Origin of the sequence: Flavivirga algicola, assembly GCF_012910715.1 — a bacterium.
Lineage (GTDB): Bacteria > Bacteroidota > Bacteroidia > Flavobacteriales > Flavobacteriaceae > Flavivirga > Flavivirga algicola.
This window is the reverse complement of the sequence record NZ_JABBHF010000007.1, coordinates 172,999-193,656: the sequence shown is the minus strand read 5'-3', so window position 1 is coordinate 193,656 and position 20,658 is coordinate 172,999. Positions and strand designations below refer to the sequence as shown.

20 protein-coding genes are annotated in these 20,658 nt (G+C 33.7%); 11 read left to right on the top strand and 9 right to left on the bottom strand.

Features of this window, described 5'->3' with window-relative positions:
- Positions 1-132: 132 nt before the first annotated feature.
- On the top strand, positions 133-1,200 hold the full coding sequence (gene fbaA / locus HHX25_RS13325; RefSeq protein ID WP_169674358.1) for a class II fructose-bisphosphate aldolase: 1,068 nt from the start codon (positions 133-135) through the stop codon (positions 1,198-1,200).
- Between the two features lie 275 nt (positions 1,201-1,475).
- Positions 1,476-2,333, top strand: coding sequence for an acetyl-CoA carboxylase, carboxyltransferase subunit beta (gene accD, locus HHX25_RS13320; RefSeq protein ID WP_169674355.1), 858 nt, complete (start codon positions 1,476-1,478; stop codon positions 2,331-2,333).
- Between the two features lie 81 nt (positions 2,334-2,414).
- Here accD and HHX25_RS13315 read toward each other — a convergent pair whose 3' ends face one another.
- On the bottom strand, positions 2,415-3,338 hold the full coding sequence (locus tag HHX25_RS13315) for a LysR family transcriptional regulator (RefSeq protein WP_169674352.1): 924 nt from the start codon (positions 3,336-3,338) through the stop codon (positions 2,415-2,417).
- Between the two features lie 309 nt (positions 3,339-3,647).
- Between HHX25_RS13315 and HHX25_RS13310 the strand changes: the two genes are divergently transcribed.
- The 5 genes from HHX25_RS13310 (at position 3,648) to HHX25_RS13290 (ending at position 9,593) form a co-directional block, all read left to right on the top strand.
- Entirely contained in the window at positions 3,648-4,616 is a 969-nt protein-coding gene (locus tag HHX25_RS13310; RefSeq protein ID WP_169674349.1) for a sodium-dependent bicarbonate transport family permease, read from the top strand.
- A 33-nt stretch (positions 4,617-4,649) separates the two neighbouring features.
- Entirely contained in the window at positions 4,650-4,961 is a 312-nt protein-coding gene (locus HHX25_RS13305) for a hypothetical protein (RefSeq protein WP_169674346.1), read from the top strand.
- 234 nt (positions 4,962-5,195) lie between these two features.
- Positions 5,196-5,465 carry a 30S ribosomal protein S15 gene (rpsO, locus tag HHX25_RS13300; protein ID WP_169674765.1) on the top strand — a complete coding sequence of 90 codons (270 nt, stop codon included), beginning with the start codon at positions 5,196-5,198 and terminating at the stop codon, positions 5,463-5,465.
- A gap of 211 nt (positions 5,466-5,676) precedes the next feature.
- The gene (locus HHX25_RS13295; protein WP_169674343.1) at positions 5,677-7,929 is read left to right on the top strand and encodes a polyribonucleotide nucleotidyltransferase; all 2,253 of its coding nucleotides are present in this window, start codon (positions 5,677-5,679) and stop codon (positions 7,927-7,929) included.
- A 227-nt stretch (positions 7,930-8,156) separates the two neighbouring features.
- Entirely contained in the window at positions 8,157-9,593 is a 1,437-nt protein-coding gene (locus tag HHX25_RS13290) for a glycosyltransferase (RefSeq protein ID WP_169674340.1), read from the top strand.
- 178 nt (positions 9,594-9,771) lie between these two features.
- On the opposite strand, the gene HHX25_RS13285 is transcribed toward HHX25_RS13290, so the two are convergent.
- Entirely contained in the window at positions 9,772-10,431 is a 660-nt protein-coding gene (locus HHX25_RS13285) for a hypothetical protein (protein ID WP_169674337.1), read from the bottom strand.
- 103 nt (positions 10,432-10,534) lie between these two features.
- On the opposite strand from HHX25_RS13285, the gene HHX25_RS13280 reads away from it, so the two are divergent.
- From HHX25_RS13280 to rpe, 4 genes are all read left to right on the top strand, one after another.
- The gene (locus HHX25_RS13280) at positions 10,535-11,518 is read left to right on the top strand and encodes a hypothetical protein (RefSeq protein WP_240964533.1); all 984 of its coding nucleotides are present in this window, start codon (positions 10,535-10,537) and stop codon (positions 11,516-11,518) included.
- 190 nt (positions 11,519-11,708) lie between these two features.
- Entirely contained in the window at positions 11,709-12,572 is an 864-nt protein-coding gene (locus tag HHX25_RS13275) for a sigma-70 family RNA polymerase sigma factor (RefSeq protein ID WP_034041378.1), read from the top strand.
- Between the two features lie 313 nt (positions 12,573-12,885).
- On the top strand, positions 12,886-13,305 hold the full coding sequence (locus tag HHX25_RS13270) for a BLUF domain-containing protein (RefSeq protein ID WP_169674334.1): 420 nt from the start codon (positions 12,886-12,888) through the stop codon (positions 13,303-13,305).
- A gap of 38 nt (positions 13,306-13,343) precedes the next feature.
- A complete protein-coding gene (gene rpe / locus HHX25_RS13265; protein WP_169674331.1) occupies positions 13,344-14,006 on the top strand; it encodes a ribulose-phosphate 3-epimerase in 663 nt (220 codons plus the stop codon).
- On the opposite strand, the gene HHX25_RS13260 is transcribed toward rpe, so the two are convergent.
- The 7 genes from HHX25_RS13260 to HHX25_RS13230 all read right to left on the bottom strand — a co-directional run bounded on the left by HHX25_RS13260 (position 14,003) and on the right by HHX25_RS13230 (position 20,648).
- On the bottom strand, positions 14,003-14,419 hold the full coding sequence (locus HHX25_RS13260) for a CBS domain-containing protein (RefSeq protein WP_169674328.1): 417 nt from the start codon (positions 14,417-14,419) through the stop codon (positions 14,003-14,005). The genes rpe and HHX25_RS13260 overlap by 4 nt on opposite strands.
- A gap of 181 nt (positions 14,420-14,600) precedes the next feature.
- Complete coding sequence (locus HHX25_RS13255) at positions 14,601-15,449, bottom strand: zinc-dependent peptidase (RefSeq protein WP_169674325.1); 849 nt, start codon at positions 15,447-15,449, stop codon at positions 14,601-14,603.
- Between the two features lie 115 nt (positions 15,450-15,564).
- Positions 15,565-16,671, bottom strand: coding sequence for an SMP-30/gluconolactonase/LRE family protein (locus tag HHX25_RS13250; protein ID WP_240964532.1), 1,107 nt, complete (start codon positions 16,669-16,671; stop codon positions 15,565-15,567).
- 16 nt (positions 16,672-16,687) lie between these two features.
- On the bottom strand, positions 16,688-17,848 hold the full coding sequence (gene dgoD, locus HHX25_RS13245; RefSeq protein ID WP_169674322.1) for a galactonate dehydratase: 1,161 nt from the start codon (positions 17,846-17,848) through the stop codon (positions 16,688-16,690).
- Positions 17,845-18,474, bottom strand: coding sequence for a bifunctional 4-hydroxy-2-oxoglutarate aldolase/2-dehydro-3-deoxy-phosphogluconate aldolase (locus HHX25_RS13240; protein WP_169674319.1), 630 nt, complete (start codon positions 18,472-18,474; stop codon positions 17,845-17,847). Before HHX25_RS13240 ends, dgoD begins: the two co-directional genes overlap by 4 nt.
- Positions 18,471-19,478: a sugar kinase gene (locus tag HHX25_RS13235; RefSeq protein WP_169674316.1), complete on the bottom strand. Its 1,008-nt coding sequence runs from the start codon at positions 19,476-19,478 to the stop codon at positions 18,471-18,473. Before HHX25_RS13235 ends, HHX25_RS13240 begins: the two co-directional genes overlap by 4 nt.
- Positions 19,479-19,484: 6 nt before the next feature.
- Positions 19,485-20,648 (bottom strand): mandelate racemase/muconate lactonizing enzyme family protein, encoded by a 1,164-nt coding sequence (locus tag HHX25_RS13230; RefSeq protein ID WP_317169087.1) that lies wholly within the window; start codon positions 20,646-20,648, stop codon positions 19,485-19,487.
- Between the last annotated feature and the right edge of the window lie 10 nt (positions 20,649-20,658).

Here is a 20,658-nt window from a genome sequence, read left to right as displayed (position 1 = left end):
ACACGCCAGCTTGCTTCTAAACTACAACGTTTTAGCTTTCAAATTGTATTTTCAATTTAAATCATTGACATAGAATCTATAAAAATCATTACTTTTGGTCAGTCAAAATTATAAATCAATTAAAACAATACAATGGGACACAATATAAAACCAGGTGTAGCAACAGGTGATGAAGTTCAAGCTATTTTCAATCATGCTAAAGCTAACAATTATGCATTACCAGCAGTTAACGTTATAGGTTCAGATACCATCAATGGTGTATTAGAAACTGCCAGAGATTTAAATGCCCCTGTAATTATCCAGTTTTCAAATGGAGGCGCACAATTTAATGCAGGTAAAGGTTTAAGTAATGACGGACAAAAAGCAGCCATTGCTGGTGCCGTTGCAGGTGCTAAACACGTGCATACATTATCTGAAGCCTATGGTGTACCAGTAATTTTACATACAGACCACTGTGCAAAAAAACTATTACCTTGGATTGATGGTTTATTAGATGCCAGTGAAAAACATTTTGCAGAAACAGGAAAATCACTTTTCAGTTCGCACATGATTGACCTTTCAGAAGAACCAATTGAAGAAAATATTGAAATATGCAAAACCTATTTAGAGCGCATGAGTAAAATGGACATGACACTCGAGATAGAACTTGGAATTACAGGTGGTGAAGAAGATGGTGTAGATAATACAGATGTCGATGACTCTAAATTATATACGCAACCAGAAGAAGTTGCATACGCTTACGAAGAACTTAGCAAAGTAAGTCCTAGATTTACTATTGCAGCAGCATTTGGTAACGTTCATGGAGTTTACAAACCTGGAAACGTAAAATTAACTCCAAAAATCTTAAAAAATTCTCAAGAATATATTTCTGAAAAATATGGTGTTGAAGCAAACCACATTGATTTTGTTTTCCACGGCGGTTCTGGTTCAACAGTAGAAGAAATTCGCGAAGGTATTAGCTACGGTGTTATAAAAATGAACATCGATACCGATTTACAATACGCATTTATGAGTGGTATTCGCGACTATATGGGCGAAAAATCTGAGTATTTAAAAGCACAGATAGGAAACCCTGATGGAGATGACGTTCCAAATAAAAAATTCTATGACCCACGTGTATGGTTACGTAAAGGTGAGCTTACTTTTGTAGAACGTTTAAAAAAGGCTTTTGAAGATTTAAACAATGTAAACACCTTATAATTTTAGGTGAATTTACTACAAAAATATATCAAAGACTCTGTATAACACAGAGTCTTTTTACATTTACACCCCTGCAAAACAACCAGTTACAATTATTGAATTAATAAAATCATTAGGGTGTTACCACAAAATTAAAAAAAGACTTAATTTTGTAGTCAGGCTTTAATCTAGCCTTAAAAGTGAATGTTATTCCAGAAAAAGCAGGAATATCTAAGTGCTAACTAAATTTTAAAAAGATTCCCTTTTTACATGGGGATGTTAAACAGTAAATCATTATGTCTTGGTTTAAAAGAAAAACAAAAGGAATCACAACAACAACCGAGGAGAAAAAAGATACTCCTAAAGGGCTTTGGTATAAATCACCTACAGGTAAAGTTGTTGATGCAGAAGAATTAGAGAAAAATTTCTATGTAAGCCCAGAAGACGGTTATCATGTTCGCATAGGAAGTAAAGAATATTTCGAAATATTATTCGATGACAATAAATTTAAAGAATTAGATGCTAGTTTAGAATCTAAGGATCCTCTTAAATTTGTTGACACAAAAAAGTATCCAGAACGTTTAAAAGATGCTCAAGACAAAACCAATTTAAAAGATGCTGTTCGTACAGCTATAGGAAAATCCAAAGGAAAAGACTTAGTAGTAGCTTGTATGGATTTTGCGTTTATTGGAGGTTCTATGGGAAGCGTTGTAGGAGAGAAAATTGCACGTGCAGCAGATTATGCATTAAAGAAAAAAATTCCTTTAATGGTGATATCAAAATCTGGAGGAGCAAGAATGATGGAAGCTGCATTATCCCTAATGCAATTAGCTAAAACGTCTGTAAAATTAGCCCAATTGGCAGACGCTAAAATCCCTTATATTTCATTGTGTACAGATCCAACTACTGGTGGTACAACGGCATCATTTGCTATGCTAGGCGATATTAATATTAGCGAGCCAGGAGCTTTAATTGGCTTTGCAGGCCCACGGATTGTAAGAGACACTACAGGAAAAGAACTACCAGAGGGCTTTCAAACATCTGAATTTTTATTAGAACATGGCTTCTTAGATTTTATTACAGTAAGAAATGAGTTGAAAAACAAGGTAAATAAATACCTTGATTTAATAACCAATCAGCCTTTAAGAGTGTAAAAAGTGTTTCGTTATTTTATAATAACAAAAGCCTTATCAAAATTAATTTTGATAAGGCTTTTTTATGCTATTTAAAGAAATTTAATATTTATCCAACCAACCAAAATGCTTATCTATTAACAACTGTTTATTTTCATTAATATGTTCTATCAATTTTTTTGAAATACTGGTCATATTCTTAGAGCTCAACCAAACCAAATTCCAATTTGTGGTAATAGGAAGTCCTTTTACTGGTATAATTTGTAACTCTTCATTACTTATAGCATTTTTTATACCAATTAAGGGCATGATAGAATATCCTAAACCAGAAATAACGGCCTGTTTTAATGCTTCATTTGAGGTTAATTCCATTTTTTTATAAGTAGATATCTTCATAGAGTCTATAAACTTTTCCATAGCTAAACGCGTAGCAGACCCTTGTTCTCTGTAAATAAGTGGCAGTTTTTGAAACTCAGTTTTAGACAAATATTTTCCTTTATGCTTATAATCTTTTCTCCCCACCATAAACAACTCATTTTTCATGAGTTCAATTCTATTAATTTTAAGTTTCTTAGGTATTGTTGAAACCATAGCAAAATCAACTTCATTATTTTCTAAAGCCCTAACAACATTAGCCTTGTTAGTTACATCCATAATTAAATCGACACCTCTATTTTCATTAATAAAATCTGATATAAAATAAGGCATTACATACTTAGCAGTAGATACAATGGCTATTTTTAACTTACCAGCAAGTTCGCCTTGAAATGATAAAGCCTTATAATCTATAGCCTTTACTTCTTCCATTATTTTTTTAGCAGCCTGTGCTACTTCTTCACCAAATTCAGTGATGTATATTCTTCTGCCAACAACTTCAAACAAAGGAATTTTAAATTGCTCTTGGAACTTTTTTAATTGTATTGAAACCGCTGGCTGTGTAAGATACAATGCTTCGGAAGCCCTAGTAACACTCTGTAATTCTGTTATTTTAAGAAAAACCTCTAATTGATGCAATGTATAATTCATAAAAATATTTTATATATTATATAATAAATATAAATAAAAATATATGAATAAAATAATTAAACTTTGCATCAAATATGAAAATAATGAAAGAAAAGCTATTAAACAGTACAAAAAAATCACATCAAAAACCCACCACTCTCAATGGTATCGTTATTACATCAATTTATCTAACCACGGTTTCACTGTCGATAAGAAGCAATAATCTTCTCCTAGAAGAACTGCTACTATGCGGTTTTATAATTGGAATGGTTATATGGAGTACACAAAATAAACACATTGGTTAAATAATTATTAAAAACTAGCTTCTTTATGGATTTACATTTACTATTTGATAATCTTACCAATCCTGCATTACTCTTTTTCTTTCTTGGTGTTATTGCGGTTCAATTGAAAAGCGACCTTAAAATACCAGAGAATTCGTCGAAATTTATATCTCTTTATTTATTATTGGCAATAGGTTTTAAAGGAGGCCAAGAACTATCGCATAGTGTATTTAATATGGAAATTGTTTGGGCTTTATTATTTGGTATTTTTTTAGCCATAGCTGTTCCAATTTACACGTACTTTATACTTAGAAAGAAGTTCAGTATCGAAAATGCAGGTGCCATAGCCGCATCTTACGGCTCTGTTAGTGCTGTAACCTTTGTTACCGCCATTGCATTTTTAGAAATAGAACAGATTCCCTTTAGCGGTCACATGGTTGCCGTAATGGCCCTTATGGAAGCTCCTTCCATCATGGTAGGCCTTTTATTAATTATGATCTTTAAAGGTAGCAAACGAAAGTCAGATATCCCTATTAAAACGGCATTACGCCATGCCCTATTTAATGGGAGCGTACTACTAATAATAGGAAGTTTAACCATTGGATTTCTAGCCAGTGATGCCCAGGCAGAGGGCATAAAGCCATTTACTACAGATATTTTCAAAGGATTTCTAGCAGTCTTTTTGTTGGACATGGGGATTACCAGTGGAAAAAAACTCTCGGAGTTTATAAAAAAAGGTTCGTTTGCCCTAGTATTCGCCATTATAATACCCATTATAAATGGTGCATTGGTTGCTGTTGCCAGCGGTGCTTTTATTTCTCATACTGGTAACAGGTTATTATTTACAATTCTTGCTGCCAGCGCTTCATACATTGCCGTACCAGCCGCTATGAAAATAGCAGTACCTAAAGCCAGTCCTAGTTTATATATCCCTATGGCGCTGGCTATTACATTCCCATTCAATATAACGCTGGGCATGCCATTATACTTATATATTATTCAAAATTTTAATTAAAATAAACGCAATATTAATTTTAAAAACCACATTATGGAAACCGTTTTAAAAACATCGATTGATTCTAAATTAGAGCAAAAAATCAAGCTTATAGATGGCTGTTTTACATCATCTGAAGCAACAGATATTATAAATAACATATTAGATGTTAAGATAAACTTTCACAAAATACAAAGACTGTCTCGTACAGAGGGAAACATAAATGATGCTTGCGAATATGATAATGGCAGAATCGCTGAACTTATTGATTCCAAGCAAGAAGCCAAATCTTTTTTAACGAATGCCAGATTATATGATAAAAAGCTAAAAATTGAAAGTATAGTAACAATAAAAGTAGAAAATTGATTCATTTTTTTTGATTTAGTTTAATTTAGTTTGTTAGTCCTAAAGCCCATCAATACATTTCTTTGATGGGCTTTTAGGATTTTCACCATATCCCATTTAAATGATAAACCTAGTTTAAATTGCCGTTTTCTTTCTTTACAAGATATTGCTCTTGCAAATCATTAAAAATTACTATATTTGCCGCTCGAAAGAGAAACTTTCGTTTACATAACAATTATTTACAATAATATTAGCATGTATTTAGATCAAAAAGAAAAAGAAGCCATCTTTAAAAAACATGGTAAAAGTGCAAAAGACACAGGTTCTGCAGAAGGACAAATTGCATTGTTTACTTACAGAATTAATCACTTAACAGAACACTTAAAAAACAATCGTAAAGATTTCAATACTGAGCGTTCATTAGTAAAACTAGTAGGAAAGCGTCGCGCTTTACTAGATTACTTAACTAAGAAAGATATCTTAAGATATCGTGCCATAGTAAAAGAATTAGGATTAAGAAAATAATTAAAAGAGGCTAATCGGCCTCTTTTTTGTTTTTGTATCACCCTAAAATTGGTCGATACAATAATAATACAACTCGAGCGTAAGAGTATAATTAACGTAATTTATGATTAAGCAGATCCTGAAACAAGTTCGGGATATATAGTTTTTCATTGGTCACACACAACACTACAACAACACAACGACCATTGTTTAATTAGAATTAAAAAAATTTATGATTCCAAAAGTTTTTAGAGAGGTCATAGACCTAGGTGACGGTAGAGAAATTTCTATCGAAACTGGAAAATTAGCAAAACAAGCGCATGGTAGCGTTGTAGTACAATCTGGAAAATGTATGCTTTTGTGTACCGTTGTTTCCAATTACAAACAAGCAGATGTTGATTTCTTACCATTAACAGTTGATTATAGAGAAAAATTTGCTGCAGCTGGACGATATCCAGGAGGCTTCTTTAAAAGAGAAGCAAGACCTAGTGATGGTGAAGTATTAACCATGCGTCTTGTAGACCGCGTTTTACGCCCATTATTCCCAAAAGATTATCATAGTGAAACACAAGTGATGATCCAATTAATGTCTCATGATGAAGACGTGATGCCAGATGCTATGGCTGGATTAGCTGCTTCTGCTGCTATTCAACTATCCGATTTTCCATTTGAATGTCCAATTTCTGAGGTAAGAGTTGGTCGTATTAATGGTGAATTTATAATCAATCCATCCTTAACGCAGTTAGAAGAATCTGATATCGATATGGTTATTGGTGCTTCTGCTGATTCTGTTATGATGGTAGAAGGTGAAATGGATGAGATTTCTGAAGAAGAAATGACCGAAGCCATTAAGTTTGCTCACGAAGCTATTAAAGTACAATGTGCTGCTCAAATTAAACTTGCCGAAGCATTTGGCAAAAAAGAAACTCGTGAATACGAGCCAGAACGTGAAGACGAAGAATTAGCTCAAAAAATTCACGACATGGCGTACGACAAAGTATACGCTGTAGCTAAGGCAGGCTCTTCTAAGCATGAAAGAGGTGCTGCGTTTGCAGAAATCAAAGAAGAAATTATTGCCACTTTTTCTGAAGAAGAAGTTGAAGATTTCGGTGACTTAATTTCGAAATATTACAGCAAAGCTGAAAAAGCTGCAGTTCGTGATTTAACTCTTAATGAAGGTTTACGTTTAGACGGACGTAAAACAACAGATATCAGACCTATTTGGTGTGAGGTAGATTATTTACCATCAACACACGGTTCTGCTATCTTTACCCGTGGAGAAACTCAGGCATTAGCCACAGTTACTTTAGGAACATCTAGAGAAGCTAATCAAATAGACATGCCATCCTTCGAAGGTGAAGAACGTTTCTATTTACATTACAACTTCCCACCTTTCTCAACTGGAGAAGCTAGACCGATTCGTGGAACCTCTCGTCGTGAAGTAGGACATGGTAATCTGGCACAACGTGCTTTAAAAGGTATGGTTCCAGAGGATTGCCCTTATACTGTTCGTGTTGTAAGTGAAGTATTAGAATCTAACGGGTCGTCATCTATGGCAACAGTATGTTCTGGTACTATGGCTATGATGGATGCTGGTGTACAACTTAAAAAACCTGTTTCTGGTATTGCCATGGGATTAATTTCTGATGCAGATTCTGGAAAATATGCTGTACTATCTGATATCTTAGGTGATGAAGATCATTTAGGTGATATGGATTTTAAAGTAACTGGTACTGCTGATGGTATTACGGCTTGTCAAATGGATATTAAAGTAAAAGGGTTATCTTACGAAATTCTTGTCAATGCTTTAAAACAAGCTCGTGACGGTCGTTTACATATCTTAACTAAATTAACCGATACGATTTCTGCACCTAATGATGATGTGAAGTCTCATGCTCCTAAAATGGTGACTCGTACTATTCCTAATGAATTTATTGGTGCTTTAATTGGGCCTGGTGGAAAAGTAATTCAAGAATTACAAAAAGAAACCAATACAACGATTGTTATAAACGAAGATCCAGTTACCGAAGAAGGTATTGTTGAAATTTTAGGAACAGGACAAGAAGGTATCGATACTGTTCTAGCAAAAATAGATGCTTTGATGTTTAAGCCTGAAGTTGGCAGTGTTTATGAAGTAAAGGTTATTAAAATGCTTGATTTTGGTGCGGTTGTAGAATACATGGACGCTCCTGGAAATGAAGTATTGTTGCACGTAAGTGAATTAGCTTGGGAACGTACAGAAAATGTATCTGACGTTGTAAATATGGGAGACGTTTTTGATGTGAAGTATTTTGGAATTGACTCCAGAACTCGTAAGGAAAAAGTATCTCGTAAAGCTATTTTACCAAAACCAGAAGGCTATGTAGCAAGACCACCTAGAGATAATAACGGTCGTGATAACAGAAATAATAGAGGTAAAGACAATCGTGGACGTGATAACCGTCGTGACGATAGAAAACCTAGAGAAAACAAAAAAGAAGATTAAGTTTAATCTTTTAATAAATTTTCAGAGTTTAAAACCTCAATTAGTCATGACTAATTGAGGTTTTTATATTATACCATAAGCATAAAAGACTTCCTCTTCAATAAAATTTTAATAGACCGCAAAATATCAAGTAACAATTCCAATTATTTTCATAAATAAATATTAAAAAAAATCTGAAATCATTTTTGTTACGTAAAAGTAAGAAACCTAATGCCGAAAACAGATTTATGAAAATCCAAAAGCTAGTTTCTAAACTATTAAAAACGTCAAAAAATAGCATGTTTAATATTTCTAAATCCATGCTTACGAATAAATATGTAGCACCAATAAAAACATCAGACATTTGGGGGATTCTAGTGCTAACCTGTACCTTTTTGCTTATGATCGACGCCGTTTATTTAGGGTTTGTTTTAAGACAAGATTTTATCCAATTTAATACTGATCGCATGAGTTCTACATTAGGGTTTTTATTCATGATCGTGTCTGGTGCCCTGCTATTGTTTAAAGGGAGCTTTTTCATTTATACTTTATATCGTTATTTTAAATACAAACCCATCGCATCTGCTACAAATGATGAATTACCAACTTGCACTGTAATTGTACCTGCCTATAACGAGGGCAAACAAGTTTGGGATACTTTGATGAGTTTAACAGAGAGTAATTACCCCAAAGAGAAATTACAATTATTGGCCATTGACGATGGTAGTTTAGATGATACCTGGGATTGGATGCTAGATGCAAAAAAGCAATTAGGTGATCGCCTGGAAATTTACCAACAACCTAAAAATATGGGAAAACGTCATGCTCTTTATAGAGGATTTAATAAAGGCTCAGGAGATATTTTTGTAACAGTAGATAGCGATTCCATCGTGAAACCAGATACATTGAGAAACCTTGTTAGCCCATTTGTTACCAATGAAAAATGTGGTGCCGTTGCAGGAAATATTCGTGTATTGAATAAGGAAAAAGCCTTGCTGCCAAAAATGTTGGATGTGAGCTTTGTTTTGAGTTTTGAATTTGTACGTTCTGCAGAAAGCAGTCTAAATTCTGTGTTGTGTACTCCAGGAGCCTTGGCCGCATATAGAAGTGACGCTGTTTTTGCCTGCCTTGAAGAATGGATTAACCAAACTTTTATGGGGCAACCTTCAGACATTGGTGAAGATAGAGCTATGACAAACATGATTTTAAAACAGGGCTACAGTGTTTTGTTCCAAAGAAACGCCTATGCATATACCAATGTACCTGAAAAATATCGTGGTTTGTACAAAATGTTCATTAGATGGGGAAGAAGCAATGTTCGTGAAAATATTGAAATGTCTAAATATGTTTTTAAAAATTTCAAAGAAGGCTCCAAAACAGGTACGCGTCTTTTATTTTTAAGCCAATCACTCGAAATAATAATGACCTATCCATTTTTGATATTCATGTTATTTTTTGTGTGTACCCATCCTATTTTATTCGTGAGTTCCACATTTTTAAGCATCCTTATACTATCAACGTTTCCTGTCATTTTCTACGCAAACAGGTATGAAACCAAAGAGTCTTTTTGGGCTTATACATACAGTATTTTATACACTTTCGGTTTATTTTGGATTACACCTTATGCGATCGCAACCGCTAATAAAAGGGGATGGTTAACACGTGGTTTATCAGAAAGAAAATAATTAAAAGCTAGATTTAAATTAGTTAGTTAGAGAAAGGCTATTTAAAAAGCAACTTTTGCGTTTTGTCTATTTTCCTTATTATTAAGAACTCTTTTTATATGGGTTACTTGGAAAAAACCGAAATGTAAATACTTTTTATTTAGCCTTTATTTTACTTAACAATATAGCCTCTTTCAATTTAAAATCTATAACTAATCTTTGGAATTAAAGCTATTTGTCCAATATCCTCACGTAGAGCTCCTTCTATCTTATACGGTGAGTATTGCAAGTCTAAGCCTAAGGTAAATTTTGCATGTTCTGAAAACGTATAAGACCATGCTAGCCCAGGAATCAACAAGAGAGACGAAATAAACTCATACTTGCTTTCATCTTTCCTACCATTATAAAATGGATTTCTGGCATTGGTTGTTATGGTTGATACGCCTATACCCAGTCCCAGATTGACCTTGGATTTTCTGGAATTCTGAACTGACTTTTTAAATCTTATAAACCCATTAAACATCGATGTACTCTTAACATTAATAGTATCTATAGTTCTTAAAAACAAAAAATCCTCTTGCTGGTCAGGAATAATAATTTGAAAAACAGCTTCTAATGATTTCGCCTTTTTAAGCGGAAAACTAACACTGATCTCAAATAAAGGAGCATCTCCAAAATATGTTTTCAGGTTGCCTTTGGGTACAAAAGCCCCTATTCCAAAGTTGAAAGTTATCTTATTTAAGTAACCATCAAAAGCATCATAATAATCTTTACTATTGGTAACAGAAAGTGTATCGGTTTGTGCAGACAGTTTAAGGCCGCATATTAGAACAGTTATAATAATAAGTTCTTTTTTCATGATTTTAGTTTTTGAATTCTAGTCAAAATTATTGCTATAATCACATGTTAACTGGCTTAAAATGCAACAATTAATATTATATTTTGTGATTATCACAAAAAAAATGATACATTTGAACATGTATCAAACGGCTTTTCTTCAATATTTAAAACAAGAACTACCTAAAAATACATCAACTATTGAGGCTATATCTACAGCTTTAGATATTAGCTACGATGCTGCACATAGACGGGTAAGTTTAAAAAGTAAATTTTCTATTGAAGAAACTATTGTGTTGGCAAAGTATTACAATATATCCTTAGATAGACTATTTGAAACAACAAATACAGAGTTTGTTGCCATCGAAAAGACAAAACATATTGAAACAGAAGCAGAACTTAAATTGTACTTTGATGACTCTTATAACTCTCTTTATCCTTTACTAAAGCAAAAAGAGAGTCGTATTTTATATTCGGCAAAAGACATCCCCTTATTTTATAATTTAAATGGCGATAAACTAAGTCAGTTTAAATATTATGTTTGGCTTAAACTATTAAACCCAGAATTGGCTACCAAAAGCTTTGAGAATTTTGCTGCTAACCCAGCATTAATTGAAGCTGGAAAAAGATTGGGCAGTCTTTATTATAATTTGAATACCATTGAGATTTGGGATATTACTTCGGTTAATAGCACACTAAAGCAAATTCATTTTTACTACCAAGCTGGACAAGTAAAAACAGAAACAGCCTTGCAATTTTGTAAGCTATTAAAACAATTAATAAAAGATATTGCTATTAAACTCATTGATAAAAACCTTGAATTTAAACTCTTCTATAATGAGTTGCATTTAATGAATAATAATGTTTTGGTAAGTACCCCAGAATCAAAAATGCTTTATGTCCCTTTTACTTTATTATCTTACTACAAAACGGCAGATAAACACACCTGTAATGAAGCTGATATTTTCTTAAACAAACAGTTACAGAACTCAAAATTATTAAATACTGCTGGGGAAAAAGAACGGAATACTTTTTTTAATAAAATCTATTCGAAAATTGATGCACTTCACAATTTAATTGAAGCTACAGAACTTTTAGATTTTGAGTAAAGAATATATATTCCTAAATACTTATGTGAACAGTGAACATTTATATAGGTATGTGACTTTCTTTAAAATTTTGGGTCTAAATAAAAGAACACAAAAATAATTTGAAACTTTTTGTAACATTATGCGACTTATATACGTATAACCACTGAATGCCCAAAATATTCAATAAAAAATCACAGGAGAATTTTAGATGAGACAACTTAAAATTACGAAGCAGGTTACCAATAGGGAGACTGCATCGTTAGACAAATATTTACAGGAAATTGGAAAGGTTGATTTAATTACAGCTGACGAGGAAGTAGAATTAGCGCAACGCATTAAAGCTGGTGATCAAATAGCTTTAGAGAAATTAACAAAAGCTAATTTACGTTTCGTAGTTTCGGTGGCAAAACAATACCAAAACCAAGGTCTAACATTACCAGATTTAATCAATGAAGGTAATTTAGGTTTAATTAAAGCCGCACAGCGCTTTGATGAAACACGTGGTTTTAAATTTATATCATATGCCGTTTGGTGGATTCGTCAATCAATATTACAAGCTTTGGCTGAACAATCTCGTATTGTACGTTTACCATTAAACAAAATTGGTTCTATTAATAAAATTAATAAAACGTTTGCTTTTCTTGAGCAAAGCCATGAACGTCCACCAAGTGCTGAGGAAATTGCCAAAGAATTGGACATGACTATTAACGACGTTAAAGAGTCTATGAAAAACTCAGGTCGCCATGTGAGCATGGATGCCCCTTTAGTTGAAGGAGAAGATTCTAACTTATACGATGTACTTAACAGTGGCGAATCACCAAATCCAGACAGAGAGTTATTGCATGAATCTTTACGTACTGAGATTGAACGTGCTTTAGAAACTTTAACACCACGTGAAGCTGATGTTATTCGTTTATACTTTGGTCTAGGAAACCAACACCCTATGACTTTAGAAGAAATTGGAGAAACATTCGACTTAACGCGTGAACGTGTGAGACAAATTAAAGAAAAAGCGATTAGAAGACTAAAACATACTTCTAGAAGCAAAATATTAAAAACATATTTAGGTTAGCTTCGGCTTCGCTCAGCTACCAAGATTAGTTTGAGCCCTAAAAAATGGTCACTGAGCGTAGTCTAAGTGATATTTTAAAAACATATTTAGGTTCGTAATTTTTTTACGACTAAATTACCGTAACAAACAGTTACACATAACTGTTCGTTTTTTGATTGATGAAAGAACCCCCGGCTGATTACCGGGGGTTCATTTTTATCCTTTCTTATAAAAGCATTTTTTATTTTAAAGACTTATTTTAATATAAATTGCTACCCTTCAATTATCCCATTATATTATTTTTTGTATTTTAGAAAAAACAACCTTTTTCCTAATGTTAAAAACAATATGTTATATTAGTGATTCTTGTCAGGAAGAATCACTAAATTCTCTCAAAGTTTTATATTCAAAAGCGAAAAAAAATAATTCTAAGTATAATATAACAGGGATATTGATTTACTCTAATGCTAATTTTCTTCAAGTGCTTGAAGGCGATCAAAAAAGTGTTGATGCCACCTTTAAAAGAATTAGCCTAGATACCAGACACAGGAATATTTTTAAAGTCATAAATATTGATATCCAACAACGCATTTTCGAAGACTACAATTTTGGGTTCACTATAATCAATGATAACAACGAACTAAATAGACTTTATGAATATCTTGAATGGTTAAGAAAGGCCGATAATACGTTAGCTAATAAAGTAGTTAATATGGTTGAAAATTTTATTGCACAAAAAATAGCTAAACATTGAGCAAAACAGTTATTTTTGCCAAATAAACAAAACATTCAATGACTTCTAAACTAATTGCTCCATCAATTCTGGCAGCAGATTTTGCAAACCTTCAACGTGATATAGAAATGGTTAATACCAGTGAGGCTGATTGGTTTCACATTGATATTATGGATGGTGTATTTGTGCCTAATATTTCTTTTGGAATGCCTGTTTTACAGGCCATTGCCAAACATGCTAAAAAAACCATTGATGTTCATTTAATGATTGTAGACCCAGATAGATACATTAAAACTTTTGCAGATTTAGGTAGCGATGTGCTTACGGTGCATTATGAAGCCTGTACACATTTGCACAGAACCCTACAAGCTATAAAATCTGAAGGTATGAAAGCTGGTGTAGCATTAAACCCTCACACCAATGTAAATGTTTTAGAAGATACTATAAACGATATTGATTTAGTTTGTATTATGAGTGTGAATCCTGGCTTTGGTGGACAAAGTTTTATCGAAAACACTTATAACAAGGTCTCTCAATTAAAAGAATTAATTACTCGTAAAGGCGCTTCAACTATTATAGAGATTGACGGCGGTGTTACTAATAAAAATGCCAAAGCACTTGTTGATGTTGGTGCTGATGTACTAGTTGCCGGAAGCTATGTGTTTAAAAGCAATAATCAAACAGAAACTGTAAAAGGTTTAAAAGCACTAGCCAATTCCTAATATTGCTCAAGCAAATAGTTTATTAAATCTGTAGTTGTTACAATACCTACTAAAAGAGACTTATCCACAATTGGTAGTGCATGAAATTCATTTTTAGCTAAAATCTCTGCTACTTCCTTAATCGTTGTATCGCTAGAAACACTAACTAGTTTTTTTGTCATAACCTGTTCGATTGTAAACATATTATAAACTATGGTGTCAACGTTGCCTTCATCTTCTGTAGCATCTGCGAAACTAATTCTTAGTAAATCGGTGTAACTTAGCATCCCAATTATAGATTCGCCGTTAACTACTGGAATGTGCCTGATATTATGTTTTTTAAAAAGCTTTTCTGCTTTTTCTAAATTATCTGATTTACTTAAAGTTATAATATCACTGCTCATTATTTCTGAAACTGGAGTTCTTCTTTTCATCTTAAATAGGTTTTAATTTCTATTTTAAAATTAAGTATGAAAAAAAAAATAAAGTATGATAAAAATCATGTCTCTAGAAAGCAACATAGCAAAATATAAAGAACCCATTGAAATTAAATAAATAAAGCCTCCTCAGCAGAATTAAAGTATTGTATTTAAAAGAAGAAATAAGAAACCCTGGTTAGTATCCCTTAACTCTAAAGTTAAGCATTTGCCTTATTTTATTATAGATTTCGGGAAACTGAGATCTGAATTCTTGAGGTGTTTCAATAAAATTCTCAATAGCAACTGCTAAAAATTCAAACTGATTTGTAAAAGCATAGTTTCTAAAGTAATCAGATGCTTTTAATTCTTCTCTTAATAATTTATTTTCAGAGAATAAGGTGGATAGTTCCTTAAAAGTATCACTAAAAATAATTGAACTTACATCACGTTCTTTCATACTATTAATATGAATGGCATGCGTAAGCTCATGTATCCCTAAATTTAAATTATCGTTTCCATCATCAAAACCTTGTACAAAATCTTCCCAAGACAACACCAAGGCTTTTAACCTGGGATTGAATTCTCCTTTGTGATATGCTTTATTTGTATTAGAATAAAAATTACTCGGGTATATCACAATCTTTGAAATAATTCCGATATAAAAATCACGAAAACCAAAAGTTAGCATCACAGCAGTTGAAGCTATCAATACTTTTATTTCGTCACTAATTACAATATCCCTACCTATAAAATCTTTATCCTTTATAAAGGATGCTACACGGTGCTCAAAGTATTTTTTTTCTTTGGAGGTAAGTCTCTTATAAAAAGAAAACTGGTTTGTTAAAATGGTCTTCTGTTTTTTGTTTAAGCGTCTTAAACGAAAATAAAAGTGGTTGTAAAGTGGTCGTTTATTTTTAAGCACATAGCCCATTTCTATCATTTTTAAACCATAGTTTAAAAATATATATGCCATGGCAACAAAGAAAACACCAAGAATTATTTTACTACCCAAAGTGTATTGTTGTACAACTAGAATTAGAAACATATACTGCTTAACGCTTTTAATTAAATTATAATATATACTTCCTACTAATTATTCATATAAAATAATTAATAAAAAGTATAGTTACGTAGCAAAATACGCTTATTATATTTAAAAACTACTTTAAGTTGACAGATAAAATAAAATTATGTGCAGTCATATATAAGGTCTTCTCCTCTTTTCCCAGAGCACAATTAGCTGTTAGCTGCCCCGTATGGATTCTAGCCAAGAGTTTCCCTTTTAAGTTAAAGATTAAAACGCCTTTTGGCCCTGTTGCAAACATGTAATTATTCTTTGCTATTTTAAGACCATCGGGCAGCCCTTGATACCCTTCTTTTTGTAAAAAATGATTAGCATCATAGAACACTTTTTTATTGGCTACTTTACCTGGCTCAACAATATCATACACATACCAAGCAGCATTTTCTATATTGGAAACAGCAACATAAAGCTTAGAATTATCGGGTGAAACACAAAGACCGTTAGGATATTTTAAAGTAGCATCCAACAACAATAATTCGCCTGTAGTAAGCAAACAATAAACACCTTGAAAATCTAATTCTTTAGTAGGATCTTCCAAATTTAAAGGCAATCCATATGGTGGATCAGTAAAATAAAGATTTCCAGTTTTATCAAAAGCTCCATCGTTTGGACTATTAAGTTTCTTTCCTTTATAGTTATTAACCAAAGATTCATATTCTGGTTTAGGATTAGATAGAGGTGCTTTCATTTTACCTACCATCCTACTGCCCTGCTGCATCAACACCAATGCTCCTTCCCCATCAACTAATAAGCCGTTAGAACCTGATTCTGAACCTGTAAAATTATCTACAGAAATCCCCGACGGATGCAAATAAGTAATCGTATCTCTTTGAGCATTTAATTTGTAAACCTTATTATTCGGAATATCTGAAAACAACAAATAATTACCATCTTTAATCCAAACAGGACCTTCAGTCCAAGTAAATCCGCTAGCTAGAATTTCGATTTTTGAATTAGGATCTATAACATTTAAAGCTTCGTTATCAAAGATCTCAATTTTAAACATCGACACCATTTCTTCCTTGGTTCTTGGTGTCCAATGGGTAGATTCTGCTTTTAATGTTTCTTTACTCTTTGTTATTTCTTTTGTATGCTCCTCTTTTACAATATCGCTTTTCTTTTCTTTTTTACAAGATGCTAAAAAGAAGGTTGCTACAATCAATAGGCTTAAAATCTGTTTCATTATAATATTATAAAATTTACCATTCGTTAAAATTCCCGTCCTTACCACGCCAAATAGGATTCGACCAGTCATGGCCTATTTTCACACCTTCTTTTAATTTTTCTTCGTTTATCTCTACCCCTAGACCTGGTCTTTGAAAAAGTTCTATATAACCATCTTTTACTTCAAATACTTCAGGGTTTGAAACATAATCTAGCAAATCGAACCCTTGATTATAATGAATGCCGATACTACTTTCTTGAATAACAGCATTTGAAGAAACGAAATCAACTTGCAATGCTGAAGCTAAAGAAATTGGCCCCAAAGGGCAATGAGGTGCCAAAGACACATCATAAGCTTCTGCCATGGCAGCTATTCTACGGACTTCTGAAATACCCCCTGCATGACTTAAGTCTGGTTGGATAATATCGACTGTTCCCTGTTCTAGTAGTGGTTTAAAGTCCCATCTTGAAAACATACGTTCTCCTGTCGCTATAGGAATGTTGGTATATCCATAAATATGTTTTAGTGCTTCATTATTTTCGCTAAGTACGGGTTCTTCAATAAATAAAGGATCATAGGGTGTCAATTCATCAATTAGGCGTTTCACCATGCCTTTATGTATTCTGCCATGAAAATCTAAACCAATATCTAAATCCGTTCCAAATTCTTCACGTAGTAATTTAATATTATGGGCTACTTTTTTTACATCTTTTATAGAAGCTATCCAGTCCATGCCTCCGGTAGCATTCATTTTTACCGCTTCATAGCCTGCCTTTACTTTTTCGTGGGCCTGTTCTAATACAACATCCGGGTGGTCTCCACCAATCCAACAATACATTTTCATTTTGTGACGTACAGCGCCCCCTAAGAGCTCATGTACAGGCACGCCCAATGATTTACCTTTAATATCCCATAAGGCTTGATCTATACCAGAAATAGCACTCATTAAAATAGGACCACCCCTATAAAACCCACCTCTATACAGAATTTGCCAAATATCTTCAATATGATTAGCAGACTTTCCAATAAGATATTTTTCGAGTTCCTTAACGCATGCCCATACAGTATCTGCTTTTCCTTCAACTACAGGTTCCCCCCAACCAACAATGCCTTCCTGTGTTGTAATTTTAAGGAATAGCCATCTTGGCGGCACCTTAAAAAACTCTATTTTTTCTATTTTTAATGCGTCCTTCACGAATGAATTATTTTCAAAACACGCTCTGCTAGTGCAACTATACCGTCAAAATCTTGTCGACTTTGTATTGGTTTTACTAGATTTCCTCCCAAGCCAAAACCTGCCGTGCCAGCATCTTTCCACTCTTGAAGATTTTCAACTGCTATCCCCCCAACAGCAAAGAAAGGCACTGTATCTAATGGGCCTTTTACCGCTTTAAAATAGTCGATCCCCATAGCCGCGCTAGGAAAAAGCTTCACAACATCCGCCTTTCCTTCAACGGCATTGCATATTTCTGTTGGTGTAACTGCTCCCATTAATACGGGCACTTCATTTTCATGTGCCACCGAAATGACATCGATATTAGTATTGGGTGTTACCAAAAATTGGGCACCAGCATTTATAGCTTCGGTCGCCAAGGTTTTATTTATAACGGTTCCTGCTCCTACAAGAATATTGGGATAGGTGTCACGCACGCGTTTTATTTCCTCTAAATATCCTGGAGTATTGGAAGTAATCTCTAATACCTTTACACCTCCAGTTACCAAAGCTTTTACAACTTCTGGTATATGTTCTTGTTGTTTTAATCTAATAATAACAACTAATTTTTCTGCTTTAATACTATTTACTATTTCTTTTCTATTCATCGTAATACGTGTCCTGATATGTTACCTTTAAAAATTGAAAGAATTTCTTCTTCCGTACTTGTATGTTGATCTCCTCTTATTGTGTGTTTTAATGCAAAAGCTGCCGTAGCAAAACCCAAGGTTTTATCCAGACCCCATTCCTGACCTAAACCGTGTAAAAAACCTGCAGCAAAAGCATCACCTGTTCCAAAACGATCTATAATTTCAACATTATAGCTATTGGAAATAGTTGTTTTATCGTTTAAAAGTGCCACCCCAGATAATTTATTTTCGCTAGCTGAATGGTGCTCTCTTACCGTAAAAGCCAGTTGTTCTAAACCAAAAGTACTTTTAGCTTTTTCTATGGCACTAATCGTTTGATCTATAGGGTTGGCCCCACTAACTTCCATATCGTACACATCTTTTAGAACGCCTGTATTTCCAAAAAGCAGGTCCGTATTTTCCAATATGGCATCGAATATACTTCTAGCGTCCTTCTTATCTTTCCAAAGGGTTCTTCTAAAATTCATATCAAAACTTACTTTAACTCCCATTTTTCTGGCTGTTTTTGCCACAAGTAAGGTCGCTTCTGCACATGACTTAGATAGTGCTGGTGTAATTCCCGAAATGAATAACCATTTTTGACCTTTTAAAATCGTTTCCCAATCTAATTCTCCAAACGTCATCTCACTGATAGCCGAATGCGCACGATCGTAAACAACACTAGAAGGTCTTATAGAAGATCCTATTTCTATAAAATAAGTTCCTATCCTATGACCTCCCCTAGCAATGTTTCCTGTTGAAATACCAAAACTTTGTAAGGATCTCATAGCACCATCTCCTACGGCATTTAAAGGTAGTTTTGTTACAAATTGTACTTGATTCTTTAAAATTGCCAACGAGCTTGCTACATTAGATTCTGAGCCAGCGTAATGCACTCCAAAGTTTTGTGCTGAATTTATTTTCCCAGCGTGTTCGCTTGGGGTTAACCGTAACATAATTTCTCCAAAAGTTGTAAAACCCATAACTACTTACCAATTTGTTAATGATCCATCATTTCTTCTTAATCTCGGAATGTCTACTGGAACAAACGCTCTCTCCATCGCTAATGCTTCGTTAAACTCAACGCCTAAGCCTGGTGCATCTGTAACAGTATATCTTGTACCTTCCAGCTGAGGCTGTACAGGGTAAAATTCGGGGGCATTGGTTCCCATATACTGTGCAGGCGTATTAACTTCTTCCAAATAACTAAAATTAGGACAAGCAGCAGCTATATGAATGGTCGCAGCTGTACAAATAGGCCCTAATGGATTATGTGGCATCAAATCTATATAATGAGCTTCTGCCATGCCCGCAACTTTCATAGCTTCAGTAATACCGCCCACATTACATACATCTATACGGGCAAATTGTGTTATATTTTTTTCTATAAAGGGCATAAATTGCCATTTGCTGGAAAACTCTTCTCCTATCGCAAAGGGCACATCTATCATATTGCGCAAATTCTGGTATGCTTCTGGGTTTTCATCGCGAATAGGTTCTTCTATAAAATCTATAGTTCCTGGAGGCATACGTTTCATAAAAGAATACGTTTGGGCTACTGTAAGCCTGGTATGGTAATCAATACCAATAGTAATATCTGGGCCCACTTCTTTTCTAAGTTCGGTAACCCATTTAGATAATTTGGCAATAGATTCTCTAGGTTCAAACCTCCCCGTGTCTTCTTGCGATTCAAATTCGGCTGGAGCTAATCTTAAAACGGTCCAGCCCTCTTTTACACAAGTTTTAGAATAGTCTAACAACTCTTCTTTAGTAGCAAAACGCACGGAAGCAAAACATTCTACATAATCTCTCTGTTTACCTCCTAGCAATTCATAAACGGGCACGCCTAGTACTTTTCCTTTAATATCATACAAAGCAATATCGATAGCAGATATGGCGGCAGTAAAAACACGCCCACCCTCAAAATATTGTCCACGATATAGCTCTTGCCATATAGCACCAATTTGCCTTGGGTCTTTTCCTATTAAAAATGTTTTGAAATGTTTTATTAAACCTACTACTGCCAGTTCTCTACCAGAAAGTCCCGAAGCTCCCCAACCATAAATACCTGAATCTGTTTCTACTTTTACAACCAATTGAATACCAGTTGTACCAATATTAATTGGATATGTTTTGATATCTGTTATTTTCACAATTTAAATT